We start from the raw sequence: 24714 nt of genomic DNA, 5'->3' as shown, positions 1-24714 counted from the left end.
GCTTGCTCGCGAAGGCGCCCTCAAAGCCAGTACACAACTCATTGAAGGAACCCACCATGCAAGACTGGCAACATTCGGTGATCTATCAGATCTACCCAAAAAGCTTCCACAGCCACGCGGGTAACGCCACCGGTGACCTGCTGGGTATCGTGGACAAACTCGATTACCTGAAATGGCTGGGCGTCGATTGCCTGTGGATCACCCCCTTCCTGCGCTCGCCGCAGCGCGACAATGGCTACGACATCAGCGACTACTACGCCATCGACCCCAGCTACGGGACCATGGCCGACTGTGACCTGCTGATCGGCGAAGCCGCCAAGCGCGGGATCAAGCTGATGCTCGACATCGTGGTCAACCACACCTCGGTCGAACATGAGTGGTTCCAGCAGGCCCGTAGCAGCCTCGACAATCCCTATCGCGATTTCTATATCTGGCGTGACCAGCCGAATAACTGGGAGTCCAAGTTCGGCGGCTCGGCCTGGGAATACGAGGCACAAACCGGCCAGTACTTCCTGCACCTGTTCGATCACACCCAGGCCGACCTCAATTGGGACAATCCCAAGGTTCGCGCCGAGGTGTTCAAGATGATGCGCTTCTGGCGTGACAAGGGCGTTGGCGGCTTTCGCCTGGACGTGATCAACCTGATTTCCAAACCCGCGGACTTCCCCGAGGACGCCACCGACGGCCGTCGTTTCTACACCGATGGTCCGAACGTTCACCAGTACCTGCAGCAAATGCACCGCGAAGTATTCGAGGGGCATGACCTGATCAACGTCGGCGAGATGTCGTCCACCAGCCTGGAACACTGCATTCGCTACTCCAATGCACAGTCGAAAGAACTGTCGATGACCTTCAACTTTCATCACCTGAAAGTCGATTACCCGAACCTGCAGAAGTGGGTGCGGGCGGACTTCGACTTCCTGCAGCTCAAGCGGATCTTTTCCGACTGGCAACTGGGCATGCAGGCGGGGGGCGGCTGGAACGCGTTGTTCTGGTGTAACCACGACCAGCCGCGGGTGGTCTCGCGGTTTGGCGATGACGGCGAGCATCGCGTGGTCTCGGCCAAGATGCTTGCTACGGCGCTGCACTTCCTGCAGGGCACGCCTTTTGTTTATCAGGGCGAAGAGTTGGGCATGACCAATCCGGGGTTCGACAGGATCGAGCAGTACCGTGATGTCGAGACCCTGAACATTTATCGCCTCAAGCGCGATGCCGGTGAGTCCGAAGCCCAAAGTATGGCTGCGATCATGCAGAAATCACGGGATAACGGCCGTACCCCTATGCAGTGGAGCGCCGACGAATACGCGGGGTTCAGCCGTGGTGAACCGTGGATCGGCATCCCGGAGAATGCCTCCCAGATCAACGTCGAGGGCCAACTTGATGACCCGCAATCGGTGCTGCATCACTACCGCACCTTGATCGCCTTGCGTCGCCATGAATCGCTGATCCAGGAAGGCGAATATCGCCCGTTGTTGGCGGATCACCTCCAGGTGTGGGTGTACCTGCGCGAAGGGCAGGGTGAGCGCCTGCTGGTGCTGAACAATTTCTACGGCACGCCGTGCGAGATCCAATTGCCCTGCGACGTAATCGCAGAGACCACTGAGCAGCGCCTGCTGATCAGCAACTATCCCGACTGCCCGGCGCGCACGAACACGGTATCGCTGCGCCCTTATGAATCCTTTGTGCTGCACCTCAAGGATTGACCCTCTGGGGATTGGGGAAGGACTTAAAAAACATAATAAAAATATCGGAGCGCTTCATGAAAACAACAATAAAGTTGGGTCTTGTTACCTCGTGCCTGACCCTGCCTCTGGCAGCCCAGGCCCTGGAATTTGCCGGCTATTTGCGTAGCGGCGCGGGGTCGTCGACGGGCAGCGGCCCGCAGCAATGCTTCCAGTTGCCGGGAGCGCAATCCAAGTACCGCCTGGGCAACGAATGCGAGCAATATGCAGAACTCGAGTTGCGCCAGGATTTGTTCACTCTCGACGACGGTTCGGTGTTGAGCGTCGACGCAATGGCCTCGCTGTACAACAAGTACGACCGTGAACTGAAGTTCCAGGGTGAAAATAACGGTTCGGCCCGCATGCCGCAGATGTATGCGCAGTGGTCGAACATGCCCAGCCTCAATGGCGGCTCACTGTGGGCTGGTCGGCGTTACTACAAGCGTAACGACATTCACATCTCTGACTTTTACTACTGGAACCAGAGCGCCACCGGTGGTGGTATCGAAGATGTACTGATCGGCGACCTGAAGTACAGCTACGCGCTGTCGCGTAAGGACAATCTCTACCAGAAGGAATACGCCACCCGTCACGATTTCAATGTGGCCGGTTTCAAGACCAATCCAGGCGGCGAGCTGGAATTGGGCTTGAGCTATATCGAAAAAGCCGGTGGTCGTGAAGCCAATAGCGGCTGGGCGCTTACTGCCCAACACGTACAGACCCCTTTCCTCGGTGGCAAGAACAAGTTTGCCTTGCAGTACGGCGAAGGTCCGGGCACAGGTTTGGGTTATACCGGCAATACGGCGCTGGACAAGAGCAGCAAAAGCTACCGGGCGGTGGAATTTTTCGACTGGCAGGTGACGCCGCGATTTGGTGGCCAGGTCGAGGCGGTGTACCAGAAGGATATCCGCCCCGGCAGCCAGGACCAGACCTGGATTTCTCTCGGTGTGCGCCCGGCTTATGCCCTCACCGAGCAGTTCAAGCTGGTCGCCGAGCTCGGTCACGATCAAGTCGACGCCAGCGACGGCACCCGCAAGTTGAGCAAGTTTACCTTCGCCCCGACCTGGTCACCCAAGGGCCCGGATTTTTGGGCGCGGCCGGAAGTGCGTCTGTACTACACCTACGCCAGCTGGAACAAAGCCGCCCAGCGTGCAGCGAATGAACTGGCATCGGGTTCGGCGTTGTCCGACACCGGCTCCTACGGCGCGGCGCGGCACGGGTCCAATTTTGGCGTGCAGGTCGAATACTGGTGGAAATGAATCCATGGGACTGAACACGGACCAATGTGGGCTTGCTCACGATGGCGGCGTATCCGGCGATGTATTTGTTGGCTGGCCCATCGCAATCGCGAGCAAGCCCCCCGCATTTGGACATTCGTCACCTTGGAATTTGCATCCACCCTATGATTTTTACAGAACCAAACAGCAGGTGATGTCATGACCACAATTCAACCCTTGGAACTGTTGGCGCCCCTGGCTGGGGTGTTGCTACCTCTGGACCTAGTGCCGGACCCGGTATTCTCCAGCCGCTTGATGGGTGATGGCATTTGTATCGATCCGACCTCGCAAACCCTGTGCGCACCGTTGACCGGGATGATCAGCAATATTCAGGACAGTGGGCATGCTGTGAGCGTTACCGATGACAATGGGGTCCAGGTGTTGATGCATATCGGCCTGGACACCGTGAATCTGGCGGGCAAGGGGTTTACCCGATTGGTGAAGGACGGCCAGCGAGTAGTGGCTGGCCAGCCGTTGATCGAGTTTGATGCCGATTTTGTCGCGCTCAATGCCCGCAGCCTGCTGACCTTGATGCTGGTGGTGAGCGGCGAGTCGTTCGACCTGTTGGCCCCGGGCACCGGGCTGGTAGCGACCGGGCAACCGCTGTTGCGTGTGACGGCCGAGCCGCGCATGGCTGTGGAGGAGGTGGAGGAGGGCGAAGCGTTGTTTTCCCGACCGGTGACACTGCCGAATGCCAACGGCCTGCACGCGCGTCCGGCAGCGGTCTTTGCCCAGGCAGCCAAAGGCTTCAACGCGAGTATCTGCCTGCACAAGCAAACCCAGAGTGCCAATGCCAAATCGCTGGTGGCGATCATGGCGTTGCAAACGGTGCAGGGCGATACATTGCAGGTGAGTGCGGTGGGGGACGACGCTGCACCGGCCATCAAGGCACTGGCGGCGTTGCTCGTCGAAGGCTGCGGTGAGGCGATTGCGGTCCAGGCCGAGACACTTGAAGCCGTGGCGCCCGTGTCATCTGCGAGTGTATTGCGCGGCGTTTGTGCCTCACCGGGCTCGGCGTTTGGTCAAGTGGTTCAAGTTGCGGAACCCGAATTGATCGTCATCGAGCTTGGCGGGGGAGAAGTCCTGGAGCGTGCGGCACTGGAGCGCGCCCTGCAGCATGCCGCCGAAGCCCTGATAAGCTTGCAGGCCAGCGTCGGTGGCGTACAAAAAGAGATTTTCCGCGCCCATCAAGAGCTGCTTGAAGATCCGACGCTGCTGGAACATGCCCGTGAGCTGCTGGCCCAGGGCAAGAGCGCGGCGTTCGCCTGGAACCAGGCCACGCTCGCCACGGTCAAGTTGTTTCAGGGGTTGGGCAGTACGCTGCTGGCTGAGCGCGCCGCCGATTTGGCGGATGTCGGTCAGCGGGTACTCAAACTGATTCTCGGCATCAATGACAGTGCCTGGGATTTGCCGGAGCAGGCGATTTTGATCGCCGAGCAACTGACACCCTCCCAAACCGCCAGTCTCGACACCCGCAAGGTGTTGGGCTTCGTCACTGTGGGTGGCGGAGCGACCAGTCATGTTGCAATCCTCGCCCGAGCCATGAGGCTGCCGGCCATCTGCGGTGTGCCCGGGCAAGTATTGCATCTGGCCAACGGCAAGCAGGTGCTGCTGGACGCTGACAAGGGCGAATTGCACCTGGACCCCGATCTGGCGGAAATCGAACACTCAGAGGCTTGCCGTCAACAGCACGCATTACGCCGTCAGCGTGAGGCGGAGCACGCACAGCAGGCCGCTGTCACTCGCGACGGTCATCATGTCGAGGTGACGGCCAACGTTGCCTCGTTGCAAGAAGTAGAGCAGGCCCTGTCTCTGGGCGGCGAGGGGGTCGGCTTGCTGCGGTCGGAGTTCCTTTACCTGGAGCGCAACCGCGCACCGAGTCCAGAGGAGCAGTCCCGGACCTACTGCGCCATCGCCCGCGCGCTCGGCGTGGAGCGCAACCTGGTGGTACGTACCCTGGACGTGGGCGGCGACAAGCCCCTGGCCTACGTGCCGATGGCCAGCGAGACCAACCCGTTTCTTGGCCTGCGCGGGATTCGCCTGTGCCTGGAACGTCCCGAACTGCTGCGCGAGCAGTTCCGGGCAATCCTGGCCAGTGCGGGGCTTGCCCGGCTGCACATCATGTTGCCGATGGTCAGCCTGCTCTCGGAGCTGCGCCAGGCGCGCGAGATCCTGGAAGAGGAAGCGCTGGCTCTGGGGCTTACCGAGCTGCCGAAGCTGGGGATCATGATCGAGGTGCCATCAGCGGCGTTGATGGCGGATGTATTCGCCCCCCATGTGGATTTTTTCTCCATTGGCACCAATGACCTGACTCAATACACCCTGGCCATGGACCGCGACCACCCACGGCTGGCCAGCCAGGCCGACAGCTTTCACCCGGCCGTGCTACGCCTGATTGCCTCCACGGTCAAGGCCGCCCATGCCCATGGCAAGTGGGTGGGGGTGTGCGGTGCGCTGGCATCCGAAACGCTGGCGGTGCCGATGCTGATCGGGCTGGGGGTGGACGAGTTGTCCGTCAGCGTGCCGCTGATCCCCAGTATCAAGGCCACCGTGCGTGAGCTGGACCTGGCCGATTGCCAGATCATCGCCCGCCAGGTCCTGTGCCTGGAAGAAGCCGCCCAAGTGCGCGAGGCCTTGCGCCTTTACCACATGGCGACTGTTGAAACCTTACCTGTTGTGGAGCATTGAGCATGTTCGAGAAATTGCAGCGGGCGTTCTGGAAGGCCCTGACCCCGGACCTAGTGGCCGAAACGGTGATCCCCGAACCTGCGCCTGACGCACGATTGGCACCGGCGGTGCTGAATGCGCTGGGTGGGGCGGTGAATCTGAAGGAGCAACAGCGGGTGGCCTTGACACGGATACGCGTGCAGTTATACGACCCGGCGCTGGTGGATGAAACGGCGCTGAAGGCTGCGGGTATTACAGCGGTGATGGTGTTGGCGGGCGGGGTGGTACATCTGATCCCTGGCCAGTAAGACGTTGCAGCTCAAAATGTGGGCTTGCTCGCGATAGCGGTGTGTCAGTTGAAAAAATCTTACCTGACACACCGCTATCGTGAGCAAGCCCACTCCCACATTGGGTTTGCGGTGTTCGGGATGGATGCTGTTTAGAGTTGCGGGCTGTCTGCGGCAGGCTTGGACTTATCCACCCCCGGCACGTGCAGTTTGCCTTCCACCACCTGGTTGCCTTCCAGTTGTGGCTGGGTCACCCAGGTCAGGATGTCGTAGTACCGACGGATGTTGGCCACGAAATGCACGGGTTCACCGCCTCGGGCATAACCATAGCGGGTTTTGCTGTACCACTGCTTTTGCGACAGGCGGGGCAGCATTTTTTTTACGTCCAGCCACTTGTTCGGGTTCAGGCCTTCTTTTTTCGCCAGTTTGCGGGCGTCATCCAGATGACCTCCGCCGACGTTATAGGCGGCGAGGGCGAACCAGGTGCGGTCGGGTTCGAGAATGGAGTCATCCAGTTCGTTCTTGATCATGGCCAGGTATTTTGCGCCGCCCTTGATACTCTGCCGGGCGTCCAGGCGATTGGACACGCCCATCGCCTGGGCGGTGTTCTGCGTCAACATCATGAGGCCACGCACGCCAGTCTTGGAGGTGACCGTCGGTTGCCAGAGGGATTCTTGATAGCCAATGGCTGCGAGTAACCGCCAGTCGACCTTTTCTTCCTTGGCCGAAGTCTTGAAGAACGTCTCGTATTTGGGCAGCCGCTGTTGCAGGTGTTGGGCGAAAGTGTAGGCGCCGACATAGCCCAAGACATCAACGTGCCCGTAGTAGCGATCTTTCAGACGCTGCAGCGTGCCGTTTTTTTCCACCTTGTCCAGGTAGCTGTTGACCTCGTTGAGCAGGCTGTTGTCTTCGCCAGGAGCTACGGCCCAGCTTTGATTGCTGGTGTCTCCCAGGTCAAAGGCAACCCGCACTTTGGGGAAGTACACCTGGTTCATCGCCACTTCGTTGGAATCTACCAGCGTCAGGTCGATCTGGCCTTCGTCCACCATGCGCAACAGGTCGACTACTTCAACTGCGTCGGACTCTTCATATTCAATGGCGGGGTTTTTCTGTTTCAGCGCGGCCAGTTGCTCGGCGTGGGTGCTGCCCTTGAGCACCATGATCTTCTTGCCTACCAGGTCTGCCGCGCCAGTAGGGCGGGATTGGCCGTTGCGGTAGATGATCTGCGGCGTGACTTCCAGGTACGGATGGGAGAAGCGCACCTGCTGCTGGCGCTGCTCACTGCTGACCAGGCCGGCGGCGGCAAGGACCGGCCCGTTGGGTTTGCCCAGTTGGCTGAACAAGTCGTCGAGGTTGTCGGCGGCCACGATCTCCAGCTTCACTCCCATGTCGTCGGCGAAACGCTTGACCAGTTCGTATTCGAAACCGGTTTCACCGTTACGGTCCTGGAAATAGGTGGCCGGACTGTTGCGTGTGACCACCCGCAATACGCCATCCTCCTTGATTCGCTCCAGCGTGTTGGGTTTATCAACACACGCGCTGAGCATCAGGAAGAGTCCGGTGGCGATGAGCCATTTGGCGCATCGCGGGCGCAAAGCAGTAGGGAAGAACATCTGCGCAGTATACGCAAAGGACCCTCGGCGCCATATCTCGACAGCGAGGGTGTTGTCTGGTAGTGCCCAGAAATCGGGGCGGGAGGCCGTAGAAACGGGGCTTTGGAAAAAATATGACGGTTAAAATAACTGCCCGCCAGACACCAGATAAGCGCCGGATGACCGCGTAATCCAGCCAACTGACGTTCGGCAGCGGCTTGCTTCGCCGTTTCGGGTGCCGTTGGCGATGGTTTACGCTAGAATGCACGGCCTCAAAGCACACCCCTTCCCGAGGCTGTCCCGAAGATGTTGATCCTGCGCGGTGCTCCTGCCCTTTCTGCCTTTCGCCACAGCAAACTCCTTGAGCAACTGAGCCAGAAGGTTCCAGCTGTCACTGGCCTGTATGCTGAATTTGCTCACTTCGCCGACGTTACTGGCGTATTGACCTCCGACGAACAGCGAGTGCTGGCGCGCCTTCTGAAGTACGGTCCCAGTGTGCCTGTTCAAGAGCCCAACGGCCGCTTGTTCCTGGCTCTGCCACGGTTCGGCACCATCTCGCCCTGGTCGAGCAAGGCCAGCGACATCGCCCGCAACTGTGGCCTGGACAAAATCCAGCGCCTGGAGCGCGGTATCGCCTTCTACGTCGCCGGCCAGTTCAGCGACGCTGATGCCGAGCTGATCGCCAGCAGCCTGCATGATCGCATGACCCAGATCATCGTCAGCCAGCTGGAACAGGCTGCCGGCCTGTTCAGCCACGCCGAACCCAAGCCGCTCACCGCGATCGACGTGCTTGGAGGTGGCCGCGCCGCCCTCGAGAAGGCCAATATCGAATTGGGCCTGGCCCTGGCCGACGACGAGATCGACTACCTGGTCAATGCCTTCAACGGCTTGAAGCGCAACCCGCACGACATCGAACTGATGATGTTCGCCCAGGCCAACTCCGAGCACTGCCGTCACAAGATCTTCAACGCCAGTTGGGACATCGACGGCCAAAGCCAGGAAAAAAGCCTGTTCGGCATGATCAAGAACACCTACGTGATGCACAGCGAAGGCGTTCTGTCGGCTTATAAGGACAACGCCTCGGTTATCGTCGGCAGCGTTGCCGGCCGTTTCTTCCCGGACCCTGAGACCCGCCAGTACGGTGCGGTACAGGAGCCGGTGCACATCCTGATGAAGGTCGAGACCCACAACCACCCGACCGCGATTGCCCCGTTCCCGGGCGCTGCCACCGGTTCTGGTGGCGAGATTCGCGACGAAGGTGCAACCGGCCGTGGCGCCAAGCCAAAGGCGGGCCTTACCGGTTTCACCGTGTCCAACCTGCAGATCCCAGGCTTCGAACAGCCGTGGGAAGTGCCGTACGGCAAGCCCGAGCGCATCGTCACCGCGCTGGACATCATGATCGAAGGCCCGCTGGGCGGCGCCGCCTTCAACAACGAATTCGGGCGTCCGGCCCTGACAGGCTATTTCCGTACGTTCGAGCAATCCATCACCACCCCGCGTGGGGATGAAGTGCGCGGCTACCACAAGCCGATCATGTTGGCCGGCGGCATGGGCAACATCCGTGAAGATCATGTGCAAAAAGGCGAGATCCTGGTCGGCTCCAAGCTGATCGTCCTCGGTGGCCCGGCCATGTTGATCGGCCTGGGCGGCGGCGCTGCTTCCTCCATGGCCACCGGTACCAGCTCGGCTGACCTGGATTTCGCTTCCGTACAGCGTGAAAACCCTGAGATGGAGCGCCGTTGCCAGGAAGTCATCGACCGTTGCTGGCAGTTGGGTGACAAGAACCCGATCAGCTTCATCCACGACGTCGGTGCCGGTGGTTTGTCCAACGCATTCCCGGAGCTGGTCAACGATGGCGACCGTGGTGGCCGTTTCGAACTGCGCAACATTCCAAACGATGAGCCGGGCATGGCCCCGCACGAAATCTGGAGCAATGAATCCCAGGAACGTTATGTGCTGGCCGTTGGCCCTGAAGATTTCGCGCGCTTCCAGGCCATCTGCGAACGCGAGCGTTGCCCGTTTGCCGTGGTCGGCGAAGCGACTGCCGAGCCACAGCTTACTGTTACAGATAGCCACTTCGGCAACAGCCCGGTGGACATGCCGTTGGAAGTGCTTCTGGGCAAGGCCCCGCGCATGCACCGTTCGGCGGTACGTGAAGCCGAGTTGGGCGATGATTTCGACCCAAGCAAGCTGGAACTGGCCGATAGCATCGAGCGCGTGCTGCACCACCCGGCCGTGGCGAGCAAGAGCTTCCTGATCACCATCGGCGACCGCACCATCACCGGCCTGGTTGCCCGTGACCAAATGGTCGGCCCATGGCAGGTGCCAGTGGCTGACGTTGCCGTCACCGCCACCAGCTTCGACGTCTACACCGGTGAAGCAATGGCCATGGGCGAGCGTACGCCGCTGGCCTTGCTGGACGCCCCGGCGTCGGGCCGCATGGCCATTGGTGAAGTGCTGACCAACATCGCCGCTTCCCGTATCGGCAAGCTGTCCGACATCAAATTGTCGGCCAACTGGATGTCCGCTGCTGGCCACCCAGGCGAAGACGCCCGTTTGTACGACACCGTGAAAGCCGTCGGTATGGAACTGTGCCCCGAGTTGGGTATCACCATTCCGGTGGGCAAGGACTCCATGTCCATGGCCACCCGCTGGAACGAAGATGGCAGCGACAAGACCGTCACCTCGCCGCTGTCGCTGATCGTCACCGGCTTCGCCCCGGTCACCGATATCCGCCAGACCCTGACCCCGCAACTGCGCATGGACAAGGGCACCACCGATCTGATCCTGATCGACCTGGGCCGTGGCCAGAACCGCATGGGCGCGTCGATCCTGGCCCAGACCCATGGCAAGCTCGGCAAGCAGGCGCCAGACGTCGACGACGCTGAAGACCTGAAGGCCTTCTTCGCCGTGATCCAGGGCCTCAACGCCGATGGCCACCTGCTGGCCTACCATGACCGTTCCGACGGTGGCTTGCTGACCAGCGTCGTGGAAATGGCCTTCGCCGGTCACTGTGGCCTGAACATCGTGCTCGACAGCGTTGCCGAGGATGCAGCCGAGATCAACGGCATCCTGTTCAACGAAGAGTTGGGTGCAGTGATCCAGGTTCGTCAGGATGCTACTCCGGACGTACTCGCACAATTCAGCGCCGCTGGCCTGGACGATTGCGTGGCAGTGATCGGCCAGCCGATCAACAACGGTGAGATCAATATCTCCTTCAATGGCGACACCGTGTTTGCAGGCCAGCGCCGCTTGCTGCAACGCCAGTGGGCCGAGACCAGCTACCAGATCCAGCGCCTGCGCGACAACGTTGACTGCGCCGAGCAGGAATTCGCGGTGATCCTGGAAGAAGACAACCCGGGTCTGAGCGCCAAGCTCAGCTTCGACGTCAACCAGGACATCGCCGCGCCTTACATCAAGAAAGGCATCCGCCCTCAAGTTGCCGTACTGCGTGAGCAGGGCGTCAATGGCCAGGTGGAAATGGCGGCGGCGTTCGACCGTGCCGGCTTCAACGCGATTGATGTGCACATGAGCGACATTCTCGCCGGTCGCGTTGACCTCAATGAGTTCAAGGGCCTGGTGGCCTGCGGCGGGTTCTCCTACGGCGACGTGCTGGGTGCCGGTGAAGGCTGGGCCAAGTCGGCGCTGTTCAACAGCCGTGCGCGTGATGCGTTCCAGGGCTTCTTCGAGCGTAACGACAGTTTCACCCTGGGTGTGTGCAACGGTTGCCAGATGATGTCCAACCTCAGCGAACTGATCCCGGGCAGCGAGTTCTGGCCGCACTTTGTGCGCAACCGTTCCGAGCAGTTCGAGGCCCGTGTCGCCATGGTTCAGGTGCAGGAGTCCAACTCGATCTTCCTGCAGGGCATGGCCGGTTCGCGCATGCCAATCGCCATCGCTCACGGTGAAGGCCATGCCGAGTTCGAAAGCGAAGAAGCGTTGCTGGAAGCCGACCTGTCCGGCACCGTCGCCCTGCGTTTCGTCGACAACCACGGCAAGGTCACCGAGACCTACCCGGCCAACCCGAACGGCTCGCCGCGCGGGATCACCGGGCTTACCAGCCGCGACGGCCGCGTGACCATCATGATGCCGCACCCGGAGCGCGTGTTCCGCGCCGTGCAGAACTCATGGCGCCCGGAAGAGTGGAACGAAGACGGCGCGTGGATGCGCATGTTCCGCAACGCTCGCGTGTGGGTGAACTAAGACGGTGTACAAGCTTGCCTTCTTTGTGCCCGGCAGCCATGTGGAGACGGTGAAAACCGCCGTCTTCGCAGCGGGTGGCGGGCGCATCGGCGCCTACGACAACTGTGCCTGGCAAGTGCTGGGCCAGGGCCAATTCCGCGCATTGGATGGCAGCCAGCCGTTTATCGGGCAGGTGGGCCAGGTTGAAGTGGTTGAAGAGTGGAAGGTTGAGCTGGTGGTGGCGGATGAATTGATCGTGGCTGTTGTGGCTGCGCTCAAACTCAGCCACCCGTATGAGACTCCGGCGTATGAGGTGTGGCAGTTGGCGGATTTTTGATTCGTTGGCTGCATAAACAAGAAACCCGCTGGGCCAGTTTGGTCAGCGGGTTTTTTGTTGAATGTGAGGACCTATCGTGAGCAGCCGTTACAACTCTAAACCCCGCCGCCGGCCTCACGGCCACTGACCAACTGCTCCAATGCTTCCCTCAATCCCGCAGCCTTGTCACCAATCAATAGGTGCCAACCCCCGCTTTCCAGTTGGCTGGCCCCTTGGCAGCCGAGCGCCGTAAGTTCAGTTTCGGATAACACCGACTCATCACCCAACTCCACCCGCAACCGGTTCATCGCCATTGCTCCCAACTGGCGCGCATTCCTTGAACCGAGAAATGGCTTGCACCGTTTATCGGAATCACCTCTGAACCTGTCATGTTTGACAGTAGACGTAGTGCTGGAAGGCAATTGAAATGGGCTTTCAATAGGTACTCAAGAAGGAGCAGGAATCATGGACAACGATGAGTTGACGGTAGATCTCGCTGTGACGTCAGACGGCGTTGAAATCCCGGATGGCGGCACTACTTCTGAAACCACGCTGACTTTTAAAGGGCGTTCGTCGGGGACTATCAACACCAGGTTGCTCTTGGACGACAGGTTTTATGAGCCAGCCTTTTTTCCAGCGAATGACGTTTGGGAGTTTCGGGTCGACGACATAGCAAAAGGCGGTCACGAAGTTTTTCTCATTCAGGTAAAAATTCCCCCTCCTGATCTCAGATCCAATGTATTCAAATTTACAGTGACTTGAGGGAACTGGTGATTTAGATCGCTCCCACGCTCTTGCGTGGGAGCGGCCCGTCAAACGTTGATCGGGCGGGTTATCAACTGCTCCAATGCTTTGCCCAATCCCGCAGCCTTTTCACCAATGAGCAAGTGCCAGACACCGCTGTCGAGTTGGCTTATACCCTGGCATCCAAGTGCGGTGAGCTCTGCGTCGGACAACACTGAATCATCCCCCAGCTCCACCCGCAACCGCGTCATGGCCACCGCTTCCATCTGGCGCACATTTGCACGGCCACCCAAGGCGCTCAGCCATTTTTCGGCCTCCTGCAGGTTCACCGTCACCGCCTTCTCTACAGGCTCTACCGTGACAGGTGCGCTGGCGACAAACGACGGCATTGCCAAGCGAATTTCATCGGCAATGCTGTCTGCCATCGGCCCGACCACCACCTGCAGACTCCCGCCATTACCAGGCCGCACAACGGCCATGGCGCCCAGGGCCTTGAGCTCTGCATCTACGGCCTTGTTGCGGTCGCGCATGTCCAGGCGCAGGCGTGTAGTGCAGGCGCCGACACTCAGCAGGTTGTCCGCGCCGCCCAGTGCGCGGATGTAGGCAGAGGCGCGCTGGTTGTCGGTCATGGCTTCTGCTTGCACCACTTGAACGTCTTCACGCCCCGGTGTTTTCAAGTTGAAGCGACGGATACAGAAATCAAATACGGCATAGTAGATAACGGCGTAAGCCAACCCCACCGGCACCACCAGCCAGCCATTGGTGGACTTGCCCCAACCCAGCACCATGTCGATAAAACCACCGGAGAAGGTAAAGCCCAGGTGGATGTCGAGCAGATTGGTGACGGCCATCGATAAGCCGGTCAACAGTGCGTGCAGCAAATACAGGAACGGCGCGAGGAACATGAAGGCAAATTCGATGGGCTCGGTGACCCCAGTGAGGAACGACGTCAGGGCCATCGACAGGAAGATCCCGCCCATGATCTTGCGCCGCTCCGGCAAGGCATTGCGGTACATCGCCAGGCACGCTGCTGGCAAGCCGAACAACATCACCGGGAACATGCCGGTCATGAACTGGCCACCGTTGGGGTCGCCTGCAAAGTAGCGGGTCAGATCGCCGGTCACCACTGCGCCGGTCAAGGGGTCAGTAAACGTGCCGAATACAAACCACGCCATGTTGTTGAGGATGTGGTGCAGGCCGGTGACGATCAGCAGGCGGTTGAACACGCCAAACACGAACGCGCCCAAGCTGCCGCTTTCCATCAGTAACACGCCAAAGCCGTTGATGCCGTGTTGAATCGGCGGCCAGATCAGGCCAAAGACTACCCCCAGCCCGACGGCGCTGAACCCGGTGATGATCGGCACAAACCGTCGTCCACCAAAGAACGCCAGGTATTCCGGCAACTTGATGTCTTTGAAGCGGTTGTACAACGCACCGGCCATCAAGCCGCTGACGATCCCCGCAAGCATGCCCATGTTGATGGTGCTGTCCATCACCTTGAGCGTGGAGATCATCACCAGGTAGCCAATGGCACCGGCCAGGCCTGCGGTGCCGTTGTTGTCGCGGGCGAATCCCACGGCGATACCAATGGCGAAAATCAGCGCCAGGTTGGCGAAGATCGCCTGCCCGGCATCGTGCATCACGGCGATGTTCAGCAGGTCGGTGTCGCCCAGGCGCAGCAAGAGGCCGGCGATCGGCAGGATCGCAATCGGTAGCATCAGCGCGCGGCCCAGGCGTTGCAGACCTTCGATAAAGTGTTGGTACATGGCGAGTCTCCTTTTTTCTTGTTGTTGTCAGCTCAGCGGCCAATGGTGATGGCAGGCCTGGCGCACGGCCTTGGCGCTGCTCAGGTTGAGCAGGCCTTGGCTCAGTTGCCGGCATTGCGCGGCGTCCAGATGGCGCACGCGGTCTTTGATTTCGGCGACTTGCGGCGGGCTGACGGACAGCTCTCTGATCCCCAGGCCAATCAGTACGGGTGTGGCTAATGGGTCAGACGCCAGCGCGCCGCAGACACCGACCCAGCGCCGGTGTTTCGCGGCACCGCTACAGGTCTGGGCAATCAGCCGCAGCAGCGCCGGATGCAGCGCATCGACTCGCGCGGCGAGGCCTGCGTGATCGCGGTCCATGGCCAGGGTGTACTGGGACAGATCGTTGGTGCCGATGGACAGGAAGTCGGCATGTTCGGCCAGTTGTTCGGCCATCAGCGCCGCGGCGGGAACTTCGATCATTACCCCAAGTTCCGGGCGTTGGCTCAATTGCAGTTCGCTGCACAACGCGTCCAGGCGCTGGCGGATATGCAGTAATTCGTCGACTTCGCTGACCATCGGCAACAGGATCCGGCAACGTTGCAACGGGCTGACCTGGAGCAGGGCGCGCAGTTGCTGGTCGAGCAACTCCGGGCGCACCTGGGCCATGCGAATGCCGCGCAGGCCCAGCACCGGGTTGGCTTCCACCGGCAACGGCAAGTAGTCCAGTTGTTTGTCGCCACCGACGTCGATGGTGCGGATGATGACCGGCTTGTCGCCCATGGCATCGAGCACTGCCTGATAGGCCTGGCGTTGTTCCTGCTCATCGGGAGCGGTACGACGGTCGACGAATAAAAACTCGGTGCGCAACAGACCGACGCCATCGGCGCCGTTTGCAAAGGCGAGTTGTGCTTCGCTGCTGGAGGCAACGTTGGCGGCCACTTCAATGCCCACGCCGTCGAAGGTCCGAGCCGGCGCCTGGGCTTCGGCCTGTTGCTGCTGGCGCTTGAGTTTTTGTGCGCTGCGGATCTGGTGGACTTCGGCGTGGCGCGCATCGTCGGGTGTCAGTTCCAGGCGACCGTTGCCAGCGTCCAGCACCACGCGCTGGCCTTGCGGGACTTCCAGTACTTCACTGCCCAGCGCAACCACACACGGCAAACCCTTGCCGCGGGCGAGAATCGCCACATGGGATGTCGCGCCACCTTCGGCCATGCAGATACCGGCTGCCCGTTGCTCGCTCAGTTGCAGTAAGTCGGAGGGGGTCAACTCATGGGCAACGACAATGGCGCCCGCCGGCAATTTGTAGTGCCAGGCCTCACCCAACAGTGCCCGCAGTACCCGTTGTTGCAGGTCCCGCAGGTCGTTGGCGCGCTCGGCAAACAACGGCTTGCCCAAGCCCAGCAACACCGCGCATTGGGCCTGGATCGCGTCACGCCAGGCATGGGTAGCGGCACTGCCTTGTTCGATGGCGCAGGTGGCGCTTTCCAGCAACGCGGGATCTTCCAGCAGCGCCAGGTGCGCGGCGAAGATCTCTTGTTCCTCGACATCCTTGCTTCGACGGGCCTGGTCCAGCGTGTCGCGGATTTCGCTGCGGACCTGCTCCAGGGCGCTGTGCAGATGTTGCAACTGTTCGTCGACTGCATGGTTGCGCGGGTCGGCTGGCAATTCGATCCCGTTGAGTCGGAACAAAGGTCCGCAGACCAGTCCTGGCGCAGCGCAGACACCCTGCAATACGCCAGCTTCGGCAGCGGCGCGGCGTGGGGCGACGACCACTGGAGTGGGAACTTCGTGATGGACAGGCACCGACAATGCAGCAAGCAGGGCTTGCAATGCCGCTTCGCAATCCTTGCCTCGGCAACTGACCTGTACTTCGTCCTGCTCGCCGATACCCAGCCCCATCAGGCCGATCAGGCTGTCACACCCGGCTGACTTGCCGGCAAAGTGCAGATGTGACTGGCTGCTGAAACCTTGCGCCGTCTTGCGAATCAGCGCGGCGGGACGTGCATGCAGGCCACCACGGTGAGTGATGCGAATGCTGGCACTGGCTTCGCTGCTGGCCTCGTCGGCAGGCAGCGCGTGCGTGGTCGATGTACTGCGCGGTGAGACGTGAAACAGCGGCTCACCGACTTTTACCGTTTGCGCATTGACCGGCTGCAGTTCGAAATGATCACTGTTGGTCAGGATGATCAGGCTGATCAGGCTTTTGCACTGACGGGCGACGCGATCCAGATCAAAACGGATCAAGGCCTGGCCGTCGCTGACCCGCGCCCCCTCCTTGACCAGCAACGCAAACCCTTCGCCGTTCAATTCGACGGTATCGATACCCACGTGCAGCAGGATTTCGGCGCCGTTATCGGCGCGAATGGTCAACGCGTGCCCGGTGCGCGCGACATGCATCACCACCCCGGCGCATGGCGCATGCAGGCAATCACCAAGCGGGTCGATGGCAATGCCATCGCCCATGGCGCCGCTGGCGAAGACGTCGTCGGGGACGTTGCCCAGGCTCAGCACCGGCCCATTCAGGGGGGCGCAGACAGTCAGGTCATTTTTATTGTTCGGCATGGGCACGGTACTCATCAGGAAATCGCTGCAGTCCACTCAGTGGGTACGGGTCACTTTGCTCAGGTGACGGGGTTGGTCCGGATCCATTCCCCTGGCATGTGCCAGGCCTGCGGCCATCACATAGAAGCTCTGGATCGCCAGGATCGGGTCCAGTGCCGGGTGTTCGGCGCAGCTCAAGGTCAGGTCGCGTTCGGCAACATCATCGGGTGCGGCCAGCAGTACACGGGCGCCACGCTGGCGCATATCCTGGGCCAGCGTGAGCAGGCCAGCCTGTTCGGCACCGCGTGGGGCGAAGACCAACAGCGGGTAGTTCGCGTCGATCAAGGCCATCGGCCCGTGGCGTACTTCGGCGCTGCTGAAGGCTTCGGCCTGGATCGCCGAGGTTTCCTTGAGCTTGAGCGCGGCCTCCTGGGCGATGGCGAAACCGGCGCCCCGGCCAATCACCATCAGGCGTTGGCAATCGCGCAGGGCGTCGATGGCTGGGCTCCAGTCCTGGGTTGCCGCTTCACGCAGGCCGGCGGGCAAGTCCTGGCAGGCTTGCAGCAGCACGTCGTCCTGGTTCCAGTGGCCGACCAGCAGGGCACTGGCACTCAAAGTGGCGATAAAGCTTTTGGTGGCGGCGACACTGCGCTCCGGTCCGGCATACAGCGGCACGTGGAATTCGCATGCAGCTTCCAGGGGCGAGTCCTCGGCATTCACCAGGGATACGCTCAACGCCCCACGCTTGCGTAATACACGCAGGCTGTTGACCAGATCGGGGCTCTGTCCCGACTGGGAAAAACCAAAGACTACCTGGCCGCTGACTTTCAGCGGCGACTGCGACAGGGTCACTACCGACATCGGCAACGACGCCACCGGGATCCCGACATGCTGCATGGCCAGATACGCGAAATAGCTGGCGGCGTGGTCCGAACTGCCACGGGCGACGGTCATCGCCACTTGTGGCGGCTGGCGACGCAGGCGGCCGGCGACTTCAGCAAGTATCGGTTCCAGGCGTTGCAGTTGGGTTTCGACGGCTTCGCAGGAGGCCTGCGCCTCTTCAAGCATTTTTGAAGTCAATGGTTTCTCCTTCGACCATTACGTCGGTGATGTTCAGGGAGCGGTCCAGGCGCACGCAGTCGGCAAAGCTGCCGGGTTGCAGGCGGCCGCGTTCTTCCAGGCCCAGGTAGTCCGCAGGAAACTGCGACAAGCGTTGTGAGGCTTCACTGATAGGCAAGCCGATTTTCACCAGGTTGCGCAGGGCCTGGTCCATGGTCAGGGTGCTGCCGGCCAGGGTGCCGTCGGCCAGGCGCACACCGCCCAGGCACTTGGTCACGGTATGGCTGCCCAGCTTGTATTCGCCGTCGGGCATACCGGCGGCGGCGGTGGAATCGGTGACGCAGTACAGGCAGGGAATCGCGCGCAGGGCCACACGCATGGCGCCGGGGTGGACGTGCAGCAGATCCGGGATCAATTCGGCATATTTGGCATGCGCCAGCGCTGCGCCGACGATGCCCGGTTCGCGGTGATGCAGCGGGCTCATGGCGTTGTACAGGTGGGTGAAGCTGGTGGCGCCGGCGGCAAGGGCGGCTACGCCTTCTTCATAGCTGCCCAGGGTGTGTCCGATCTGCATACGAACGCCGCGCTCGCTGAGGGCGCGGATCAAAGCGTCGTGTCCGGCGATTTCCGGGGCGATGGTAATCACTCGGATCGGCGCCAGGCGTAGGTATTCCTCAACCTCGGCCATCAAGGCGGTGTGGGCGAAGTTGGGTTGGGCGCCGAGTTTTCCCGGATTGATGTAGGGGCCTTCCAGATGCACCCCAAGCACCCGCGCGCTGCCGAAAGGGCGCTGCTTGCAGAAGACGCCGAGCTGGCCGAGTACGCTGGAGATCTCTGCAACGGGCGCAGTCATGGTGGTGGCCAGCAACGACGTGGTGCCAAAACGTACGTGGGTGCGGGTAATGGTCTCGAAGGCTGCGGTGCCTTCCATGATGTCTTTGCCGCCGCCGCCGTGTACGTGCAAGTCGATGAAACCCGGCAGCAGGTAGGGCAGGTCGTTGTCGGCCGGATCGCAGGGCACGCCTTCGACGGCGGTGACCTTGCCGTGCTGGTGCACCAGGCGGCCGCGCATCCAGCCGTGGGGCGTGAGGATATTGTCTTCGGACATGGGCAGGTCTCTAAGGCCGCAACTCGGCGGCAAAGTCGTATCGACGCAGTTCGGCTACGAAGTCGTAGTAATCGTTGCGGCAATAGGTGTCGGTGATTTCGATGGGCGTGTTGTCGGCGGTGTAGCCAACCCGGGTCATCAGCAGCATGGCGGTGCCGGGGGCGATGCCCACCAGCTCGGCGAACTCGTCCGAGGCGTTGATTGCCTGGATATGTTGCAGGGCGCGGACGACGGGCTTGCCAATGGCTTCCAGGTGTTCGTAGAGCGAACAGCCGATGGCCTGGGGGTTGGGGATGATCGACGCGGGCAGGGCGCTCATTTCGACCGCCATCACCGTGTCATCGGCTTTGCGCAGGCGCTTGAGCCGCGCCACCTTGTCGGTGGGCGACAGGCACAAGCGGATCAGTTCTTCATGGGTGGGCGGGGTGATTTCACGTTCCAGCCATTGGGAACCGGGCACGAAGCCTTTAAGGCGCAGCATCTCGCTGAACCCCGACAGGCGCGACAGCGGTTGCTCCAGGCGAGGCGTGATAAAAGTGCCAGAGCCCTGGCTACGACGGATCAGGCCTTGGGCAAACAATACTTCCAACGCTTTGCGAGCGGTCACCCGGGAAATACTCAACTGTTCGCTGAGGACGCGTTCGGAGGGCAAGGCCTGCTCGGATTTCCATTCGCCGGAATGGATCGCGGCTGCCAATTTGCGAGCCAGTTGCAGGTACAGGGGGGTGGATTGTTTGTCGTCGGGGCGCAAGGCCTGGATGGGATTCATCAGTAAGGTTTCCGATGCGGTTATTGGAGTGTTGTCGCCCGGTAGTGAGCGGAAAATTAATACCACTTAAATACCATGTCAATCCTGCCAAATGCGTGAAAATCCACGTTTACAGGCATGTTTAGGGCATCTGGTATGAAGTGGTATTGGAGAGGTCTTTATTGCGCCCAGAGGCGCACACGCCCGCAAGGCGAACTGGTATTCACCGGGCGCGGGCCGTGGGAGGGAGGTTTTTTTTCGAATTATTTTACGAACGGTCGAAAATCAGGGGCGAATCTCGATCATTGTGCCGTCCTTGACGAGACTCCAGACTTCGCGCATGTCGACGTTGCGCATGCCGATGCAGCCGTCGGTCCAGTCGAGGGTATGGAACCACTGTTCCGGGTATTCCTCGGTGTCAGGCGTGCCGTGGATCATGATCATGCTGCCCGGTTTGACTCCTTCGCGCCTGGCGCGTGCGGCGTCACTGATGTTCGGGTAGGAGATGTGCATGGACAGGTTGAAGCGATCGCTGGTCTTGCGCCAGTCGATCCAGTACAAACCTTCCGGAGTGCGGCGGTCACCTTCGACGAGTTTGTGGCCCTTGGGGTTCTTGCCCAGGGAAATGCGGTAGGTCTTGAAGGGCTTGCCGTCGTTGATCAGTTGCAACTGATGGGCAGACTTGAGCACCAGGATCTTGTCGACCGGCTTGCCGCCCAAGGTGACCAGAGTGGAGGCCGACGACAGCATGGCAAACGAGAGACAGAACAGAGCAAGCAACCAACGCATTGAAACAGCATCCCTTTGAAGTCGGCCCTTGGAGGGTTATTTTGCCGGTTGAGTCAGCGGCGGCACCGATTCGCTGCGCACTGGAAAAACCTGTTGCCGACGGTCGGCGAAAAAGCATTCTAGAGTACGCCCGACGGTGCGGAAAGCCAGCTCTGACCAGGGGATGTCGGCTTCACTGAACAACTGTACTTCCAGGCTCTCTATACCCGGCTGGAAATCCAGGTCGATCAGTTCGGCGCGGTAGAAAATATGCACCTGGCTGATGTGCGGCACGTCGATCAACGTGTAGATATTCAGGTCGCGGACCCTGGCGCAGGCCTCTTCCAGGGTTTCGCGCATCGCCGCTTGCTCCACGGTCTCACCGTTCTCCATGAAACCGGCGGGCAGGGTCCAGTAGCCCAGGCGCGGCTCGATGGCGCGCCGGCACAGCAGCACTTGGTCACCCCAGACTGGCACGGTGCCAGCGACGATATTGGGGTTCTGATAGTGAATGGTCTGACAGTGGTCACAGACATGACGCAGGCGTGCGTCGCCTTCGGGAATGCGCTGGGTGACCGGTTTACCGCATTGGCTGCAGAAGTTCATGCTGGGGTTCCTGGGGACTGCGCCTATCTTGGCGTGCAGGGCATTGCCCTGCAAGTTGTCGTTTCGCGACACAGCCCGGGTTTTGGGCTTGGGCGCCCGCACGCTTTGGTGCATGATGCAAGATAGCCAACAGACCGAGATGACTCATGCTGGACGAGCTACTTCGCCGGGTAAGCAATCACACGCCACGCACGCTGGAAACCGACGGCCGTTTCCCCGAGGCTGCGGTGCTGGTGCCGATTACCCGCAGTGACGAACCTGAGCTGATCCTGACCCTGCGCGCCAGCGGCCTGTCGACCCATGGCGGTGAAGTGGCGTTTCCCGGCGGTCGCCGCGACCCCGAGGACCCTGATCTGATCTTTACCGCGCTGCGTGAAGCTGAAGAGGAAATCGGCCTGCCACCGGGCCTGGTGGAAGTGATCGGCCCCCTGAGCCCACTGGTTTCCCTGCACGGCATCCGCGTTACCCCGTATGTGGGTGTCATCCCCGATTATGTCGAGTACCTGGCCAACGATGCGGAAATTGCTGCCGTGTTCAGCGTCCCGCTGGAGTTTTTCCGCCAGGACCCGCGTGAGCATACCCATCGTATCGATTACCAGGGGCGCAGTTGGTACGTACCCAGTTATCGCTTCGGTGAATACAAAATCTGGGGCCTGACGGCGATCATGATTGTGGAGCTGATCAACCTGCTCTATGACGATGCTGACATCAGCCTGCATCGCCCGCCGAAAGCCTTTATCAATACATAAGCCATCGTTTCGTATGGCAAGCCGTGAGGAATGCACCATGAAATATCGCCTGGGCGACGCCTGCGTCGAGATCCATCCACAAAGCTGGGTGGCCCCCAATGCCACGCTGGTGGGTAAGGTCAAGCTGGAGGAGGGTGCCAACGTCTGGTTCAACGCGGTATTGCGTGGCGACAACGAACTGATCCTGATCGGCAAGAACAGCAATGTTCAGGATGGCACTGTAATGCACACCGACATGGGCTACCCGCTGACCCTGGGGACTGGTGTGACCATCGGCCATAACGCGATGCTTCATGGCTGCACCGTCGGCGACTACAGCCTGATCGGCATTAACGCCGTGATCCTCAATGGCGCAAAAATCGGCAAGCACTGCATCATTGGCGCCAACTCGCTGATCGGCGAGGGCAAGGAGATTCCGGATGGCTCATTAGTGATGGGCTCGCCTGGCAAAGTAGTGCGCGAATTGACTGAACAGCAGAAAAGAATGCTGGAGGCCAGCGCCGCGCACTATGTGCATAACTCCCAGCGCTATGCGCGTGACCTGGCCGAGCAGGAAAAATGAGTCCGATCGAACGCCCTGTCGCTTCGCCATGCGTGAGCATTTGTGCGCTGGATGACAACGATATCTGCACCGGCTGCCAGCGCACCGCCGCTGAAATCACCCGTTGGGGCCGCATGGACAATGCCGAGCGCCGGGTGGTGCTGGGCTTGTGTCATGAGCGGGCGGTGGCGAGTGGGGTGGTGTTTATGGTGTCTGGGCTATCTGGCGCCTGAATTACCGCTTTCGCGGGCTTGCTCGCGCAGAGGCCCTCCCAGACGACATATTTCAAAATGTGAAGTACCCTGTGCCCCTTGCTCACAGGTCCCTCGCCCCATGCTCTTCCTGATTGCCTACATCAGTAGCGTCGTGCTGATCAACTTCGCCTTTTCCACTGCCCCTCACCTGGATGTCATCTGGTCCGCCTGGGGTGGTCTGGTGTTTATCCTGCGGGACATGGTGCAGACCCGCTTCGGCCACGGTGCAATTATCGCCATGCTGGCGGCGCTGGTGCTCTCCTATATCACCTCAGATCCGTCCATCGCCCTGGCCAGCGCCACGGCGTTCGCTGTGTCCGAGTGCATTGACTGGCTGGTGTTCAGCATCACCAGGCGCCCGTTGCACGACCGGCTGTGGATCAGTTCGGCGCTGAGTATTCCCCTCGATACCTTCATTTTTTTCGGCCTGATCGGTGCCCTGACGCCGGCAGTGGTCGGCACAGCGCTGGCCTCGAAATTTGCCGGGGTGACCGTAGTGTGGCTGGTGATGGCATGGCGGTTGCGCCGCCAGCATGCCGGCAACTGAAGCCAATGGCTGCGGTTCATGTAAAATGCCGGCCTTTCTCCCCCCTGATCCGCTCCCCTGAGGACCTGTGATGACCCGAATCGGAACTCCATTGTCGCCAACCGCGACCCGCGTATTGATGTGTGGCTGCGGTGAACTGGGCAAGGAAGTGGTAATTGAGCTACAGCGCCTGGGCGTTGAAGTGATTGCCGTGGATCGTTACGCCAACGCGCCGGCCATGCAGGTTGCTCATCGCAGCCACGTGATCAACATGCTTGACGGCGCCGCCCTGCGCGCAGTGATCGAAGCCGAAAAGCCGGATTTTATCGTCCCGGAAATCGAAGCGATTGCCACCGCCACCCTGGTGGAGCTGGAGTCTGAAGGCTTCACGGTGATCCCCACCGCTCGCGCGGCGCAGTTGACCATGAACCGCGAAGGCATCCGCCGCCTGGCCGCTGAAGAGCTGGACCTGCCGACCTCGCCGTATCACTTCGCGGACACCGTCGAGGATTACCGCAAGGCGGTCGAGGATCTGGGCTTCCCGTGCGTGGTCAAGCCGGTGATGAGTTCGTCGGGCAAAGGCCAGAGCCTGTTGCGCAGCGCCGATGACGTGCAGCAAGCCTGGGATTACGCCCAGGAAGGTGGTCGTGCCGGCAAGGGCCGGGTGATCATCGAAGGCTTTATCGACTTCGACTACGAAATCACCTTGCTGACCGTGCGTCACATTGGCGGCACCACGTTCTGCGCGCCTGTCGGGCATCGTCAGGAGAAGGGCGACTATCAGGAGTCCTGGCAGCCACAGGCCATGAGCCCGGTTGCGTTGGCAGAGTCCGAACGCGTTGCCAAAGCCGTGACCGAAGCACTGGGTGGTCGCGGCCTGTTTGGGGTGGAGTTGTTCATCAAGGGCGATCAAGTGTGGTTCAGCGAGGTTTCGCCGCGCCCGCACGACACTGGCCTGGTGACCTTGATCTCTCAGGATTTGTCGCAGTTTGCCCTGCATGCGCGGGCCATCCTGGGCTTGCCGATCCCGTTGATCCGTCAGTTCGGGCCATCGGCTTCGTCGGTGATCCTGGTGGAAGGGCAGTCGACCCAGACCGCGTTCGCCAATCTCGGTGCTGCACTGAGCGAGCCGGATACGGCGTTGCGTCTGTTTGGCAAGCCAGAAGTCAATGGCCAGCGTCGCATGGGCGTGGCATTGGCACGGGATGAGTCGATTGAAGCGGCGCGGGCTAAAGCGACCCGTGCTTCGCAAGCTGTGGTTGTAGAACTCTAAAAGCATCGTG

The 24714-nt window shown here is 60.7% G+C and carries 20 protein-coding genes and 1 pseudogene; 12 read left to right on the top strand and 9 right to left on the bottom strand.

From position 1 onward, the window contains the following. Positions 1-56 precede the first annotated feature (56 nt). From treC to OQ460_RS19110, 4 genes are all read left to right on the top strand, one after another. On the top strand, positions 57-1703 hold the full coding sequence (treC, locus tag OQ460_RS19125; protein ID WP_410018937.1) for an alpha,alpha-phosphotrehalase: 1647 nt from the start codon (positions 57-59) through the stop codon (positions 1701-1703). Positions 1704-1759: 56 nt separating this feature from the next. Further along, entirely contained in the window at positions 1760-2980 is a 1221-nt protein-coding gene (locus OQ460_RS19120) for a maltoporin (protein ID WP_410018936.1), read from the top strand. A gap of 177 nt (positions 2981-3157) precedes the next feature. Next, positions 3158-5686 carry a phosphoenolpyruvate--protein phosphotransferase gene (ptsP, locus tag OQ460_RS19115; protein WP_410018935.1) on the top strand — a complete coding sequence of 843 codons (2529 nt, stop codon included), beginning with the start codon at positions 3158-3160 and terminating at the stop codon, positions 5684-5686. Positions 5687-5688: 2 nt separating this feature from the next. Beyond that, a complete protein-coding gene (locus OQ460_RS19110) occupies positions 5689-5973 on the top strand; it encodes a PTS glucose transporter subunit IIB (protein WP_410018934.1) in 285 nt (94 codons plus the stop codon). Between the two features lie 131 nt (positions 5974-6104). Here the strand turns inward: OQ460_RS19110 and mltF are convergent, their stop codons facing one another. After that, a complete protein-coding gene (gene mltF / locus OQ460_RS19105; protein WP_410018933.1) occupies positions 6105-7565 on the bottom strand; it encodes a membrane-bound lytic murein transglycosylase MltF in 1461 nt (486 codons plus the stop codon). A gap of 285 nt (positions 7566-7850) precedes the next feature. Here mltF and purL point away from each other — a divergent pair, with 285 nt between their 5' ends. Together purL and OQ460_RS19095 are read left to right on the top strand one after the other, a co-directional pair. Further along, entirely contained in the window at positions 7851-11747 is a 3897-nt protein-coding gene (gene purL / locus OQ460_RS19100) for a phosphoribosylformylglycinamidine synthase (RefSeq protein ID WP_410018932.1), read from the top strand. 4 nt (positions 11748-11751) lie between these two features. Next, positions 11752-12063 (top strand): NGG1p interacting factor NIF3, encoded by a 312-nt coding sequence (locus OQ460_RS19095; protein ID WP_410018931.1) that lies wholly within the window; start codon positions 11752-11754, stop codon positions 12061-12063. A gap of 95 nt (positions 12064-12158) precedes the next feature. Here OQ460_RS19095 and OQ460_RS19090 read toward each other — a convergent pair. After that, positions 12159-12380 (bottom strand): annotated as a pseudogene (locus tag OQ460_RS19090) (PTS N-acetyl-D-glucosamine transporter); the annotation flags it as partial. Between the two features lie 127 nt (positions 12381-12507). Between OQ460_RS19090 and OQ460_RS19085 the strand changes: the two are divergent. After that, a complete protein-coding gene (locus tag OQ460_RS19085; RefSeq protein WP_410018930.1) occupies positions 12508-12804 on the top strand; it encodes a hypothetical protein in 297 nt (98 codons plus the stop codon). Between the two features lie 50 nt (positions 12805-12854). On the opposite strand, the gene nagE is transcribed toward OQ460_RS19085, so the two are convergent. From nagE to OQ460_RS19050, 7 genes are all read right to left on the bottom strand, one after another. Beyond that, positions 12855-14552: an N-acetylglucosamine-specific PTS transporter subunit IIBC gene (nagE, locus tag OQ460_RS19080; RefSeq protein ID WP_410018929.1), complete on the bottom strand. Its 1698-nt coding sequence runs from the start codon at positions 14550-14552 to the stop codon at positions 12855-12857. 27 nt (positions 14553-14579) lie between these two features. Next, positions 14580-17093: a phosphoenolpyruvate--protein phosphotransferase gene (ptsP, locus tag OQ460_RS19075; protein WP_410018928.1), complete on the bottom strand. Its 2514-nt coding sequence runs from the start codon at positions 17091-17093 to the stop codon at positions 14580-14582. Between the two features lie 36 nt (positions 17094-17129). Continuing rightward, positions 17130-18140, bottom strand: a complete 1011-nt coding sequence (locus tag OQ460_RS19070) for an SIS domain-containing protein (RefSeq protein ID WP_410022055.1) — start codon at positions 18138-18140, stop codon at positions 17130-17132. After that, positions 18133-19239: an N-acetylglucosamine-6-phosphate deacetylase gene (gene nagA / locus OQ460_RS19065; protein WP_410018927.1), complete on the bottom strand. Its 1107-nt coding sequence runs from the start codon at positions 19237-19239 to the stop codon at positions 18133-18135. The genes OQ460_RS19070 and nagA overlap by 8 nt, the downstream gene beginning before the upstream one ends. A 10-nt stretch (positions 19240-19249) precedes the next feature. Continuing rightward, positions 19250-20008, bottom strand: coding sequence for a GntR family transcriptional regulator (locus OQ460_RS19060; RefSeq protein WP_410018926.1), 759 nt, complete (start codon positions 20006-20008; stop codon positions 19250-19252). A gap of 264 nt (positions 20009-20272) precedes the next feature. Continuing rightward, positions 20273-20776 carry a L,D-transpeptidase family protein gene (locus OQ460_RS19055; protein WP_410018925.1) on the bottom strand — a complete coding sequence of 168 codons (504 nt, stop codon included), beginning with the start codon at positions 20774-20776 and terminating at the stop codon, positions 20273-20275. Positions 20777-20812: 36 nt separating this feature from the next. After that, complete coding sequence (locus OQ460_RS19050) at positions 20813-21361, bottom strand: NUDIX hydrolase (protein WP_410018924.1); 549 nt, start codon at positions 21359-21361, stop codon at positions 20813-20815. 146 nt (positions 21362-21507) lie between these two features. Between OQ460_RS19050 and OQ460_RS19045 the strand changes: the two genes are divergently transcribed. The 5 genes from OQ460_RS19045 to purT all read left to right on the top strand — a co-directional run bounded on the left by OQ460_RS19045 (position 21508) and on the right by purT (position 24704). Then, positions 21508-22110, top strand: coding sequence for a CoA pyrophosphatase (locus tag OQ460_RS19045; protein ID WP_410018923.1), 603 nt, complete (start codon positions 21508-21510; stop codon positions 22108-22110). Between the two features lie 37 nt (positions 22111-22147). Then, positions 22148-22672 carry a gamma carbonic anhydrase family protein gene (locus tag OQ460_RS19040; RefSeq protein WP_410018922.1) on the top strand — a complete coding sequence of 175 codons (525 nt, stop codon included), beginning with the start codon at positions 22148-22150 and terminating at the stop codon, positions 22670-22672. Further along, positions 22669-22884 (top strand): DUF1289 domain-containing protein, encoded by a 216-nt coding sequence (locus OQ460_RS19035; RefSeq protein ID WP_410018921.1) that lies wholly within the window; start codon positions 22669-22671, stop codon positions 22882-22884. The genes OQ460_RS19040 and OQ460_RS19035 overlap by 4 nt, the downstream gene beginning before the upstream one ends. Before the next feature lie 100 nt (positions 22885-22984). Beyond that, positions 22985-23452: a preQ0 transporter gene (locus OQ460_RS19030; RefSeq protein WP_410018920.1), complete on the top strand. Its 468-nt coding sequence runs from the start codon at positions 22985-22987 to the stop codon at positions 23450-23452. 70 nt (positions 23453-23522) lie between these two features. Then, a complete protein-coding gene (purT, locus tag OQ460_RS19025; protein WP_410018919.1) occupies positions 23523-24704 on the top strand; it encodes a formate-dependent phosphoribosylglycinamide formyltransferase in 1182 nt (393 codons plus the stop codon). Positions 24705-24714: the final 10 nt, after the last annotated feature.

The sequence above is a fragment of the Pseudomonas imrae genome, assembly GCF_046352735.2.
GTDB lineage: Bacteria > Pseudomonadota > Gammaproteobacteria > Pseudomonadales > Pseudomonadaceae > Aquipseudomonas > Aquipseudomonas imrae.
This window is presented reverse-complemented; position numbering and strand designations above follow the sequence as displayed.

Bases quoted from the DNA above. Each gene is read 5' to 3' on its own strand.
- OQ460_RS19120 (WP_410018936.1), top strand. From the start codon at position 1,760: ATGAAAACAACAATAAAGTTGGGTCTTGTTACCTCGTGCCTGACCCTG.
- OQ460_RS19050 (WP_410018924.1), bottom strand. From the start codon at position 21,361: ATGAACTTCTGCAGCCAATGCGGTAAACCGGTCACCCAGCGCATTCCC.
- OQ460_RS19045 (WP_410018923.1), top strand. From the start codon at position 21,508: ATGCTGGACGAGCTACTTCGCCGGGTAAGCAATCACACGCCACGCACG.
- nagA (WP_410018927.1), bottom strand. From the start codon at position 19,239: ATGTCCGAAGACAATATCCTCACGCCCCACGGCTGGATGCGCGGCCGC.
- OQ460_RS19055 (WP_410018925.1), bottom strand. From the start codon at position 20,776: ATGCGTTGGTTGCTTGCTCTGTTCTGTCTCTCGTTTGCCATGCTGTCG.
- treC (WP_410018937.1), top strand. From the start codon at position 57: ATGCAAGACTGGCAACATTCGGTGATCTATCAGATCTACCCAAAAAGC.
- mltF (WP_410018933.1), bottom strand. From the start codon at position 7,565: ATGTTCTTCCCTACTGCTTTGCGCCCGCGATGCGCCAAATGGCTCATC.
- OQ460_RS19070 (WP_410022055.1), bottom strand. From the start codon at position 18,140: ATGCTTGAAGAGGCGCAGGCCTCCTGCGAAGCCGTCGAAACCCAACTG.
- purT (WP_410018919.1), top strand. From the start codon at position 23,523: ATGACCCGAATCGGAACTCCATTGTCGCCAACCGCGACCCGCGTATTG.
- nagE (WP_410018929.1), bottom strand. From the start codon at position 14,552: ATGTACCAACACTTTATCGAAGGTCTGCAACGCCTGGGCCGCGCGCTG.
- purL (WP_410018932.1), top strand. From the start codon at position 7,851: ATGTTGATCCTGCGCGGTGCTCCTGCCCTTTCTGCCTTTCGCCACAGC.
- OQ460_RS19035 (WP_410018921.1), top strand. From the start codon at position 22,669: ATGAGTCCGATCGAACGCCCTGTCGCTTCGCCATGCGTGAGCATTTGT.
- OQ460_RS19040 (WP_410018922.1), top strand. From the start codon at position 22,148: ATGAAATATCGCCTGGGCGACGCCTGCGTCGAGATCCATCCACAAAGC.
- OQ460_RS19030 (WP_410018920.1), top strand. From the start codon at position 22,985: ATGCTCTTCCTGATTGCCTACATCAGTAGCGTCGTGCTGATCAACTTC.
- OQ460_RS19110 (WP_410018934.1), top strand. From the start codon at position 5,689: ATGTTCGAGAAATTGCAGCGGGCGTTCTGGAAGGCCCTGACCCCGGAC.
- ptsP (WP_410018928.1), bottom strand. From the start codon at position 17,093: ATGCCGAACAATAAAAATGACCTGACTGTCTGCGCCCCCCTGAATGGG.
- ptsP (WP_410018935.1), top strand. From the start codon at position 3,158: ATGACCACAATTCAACCCTTGGAACTGTTGGCGCCCCTGGCTGGGGTG.
- OQ460_RS19085 (WP_410018930.1), top strand. From the start codon at position 12,508: ATGGACAACGATGAGTTGACGGTAGATCTCGCTGTGACGTCAGACGGC.
- OQ460_RS19060 (WP_410018926.1), bottom strand. From the start codon at position 20,008: ATGAATCCCATCCAGGCCTTGCGCCCCGACGACAAACAATCCACCCCC.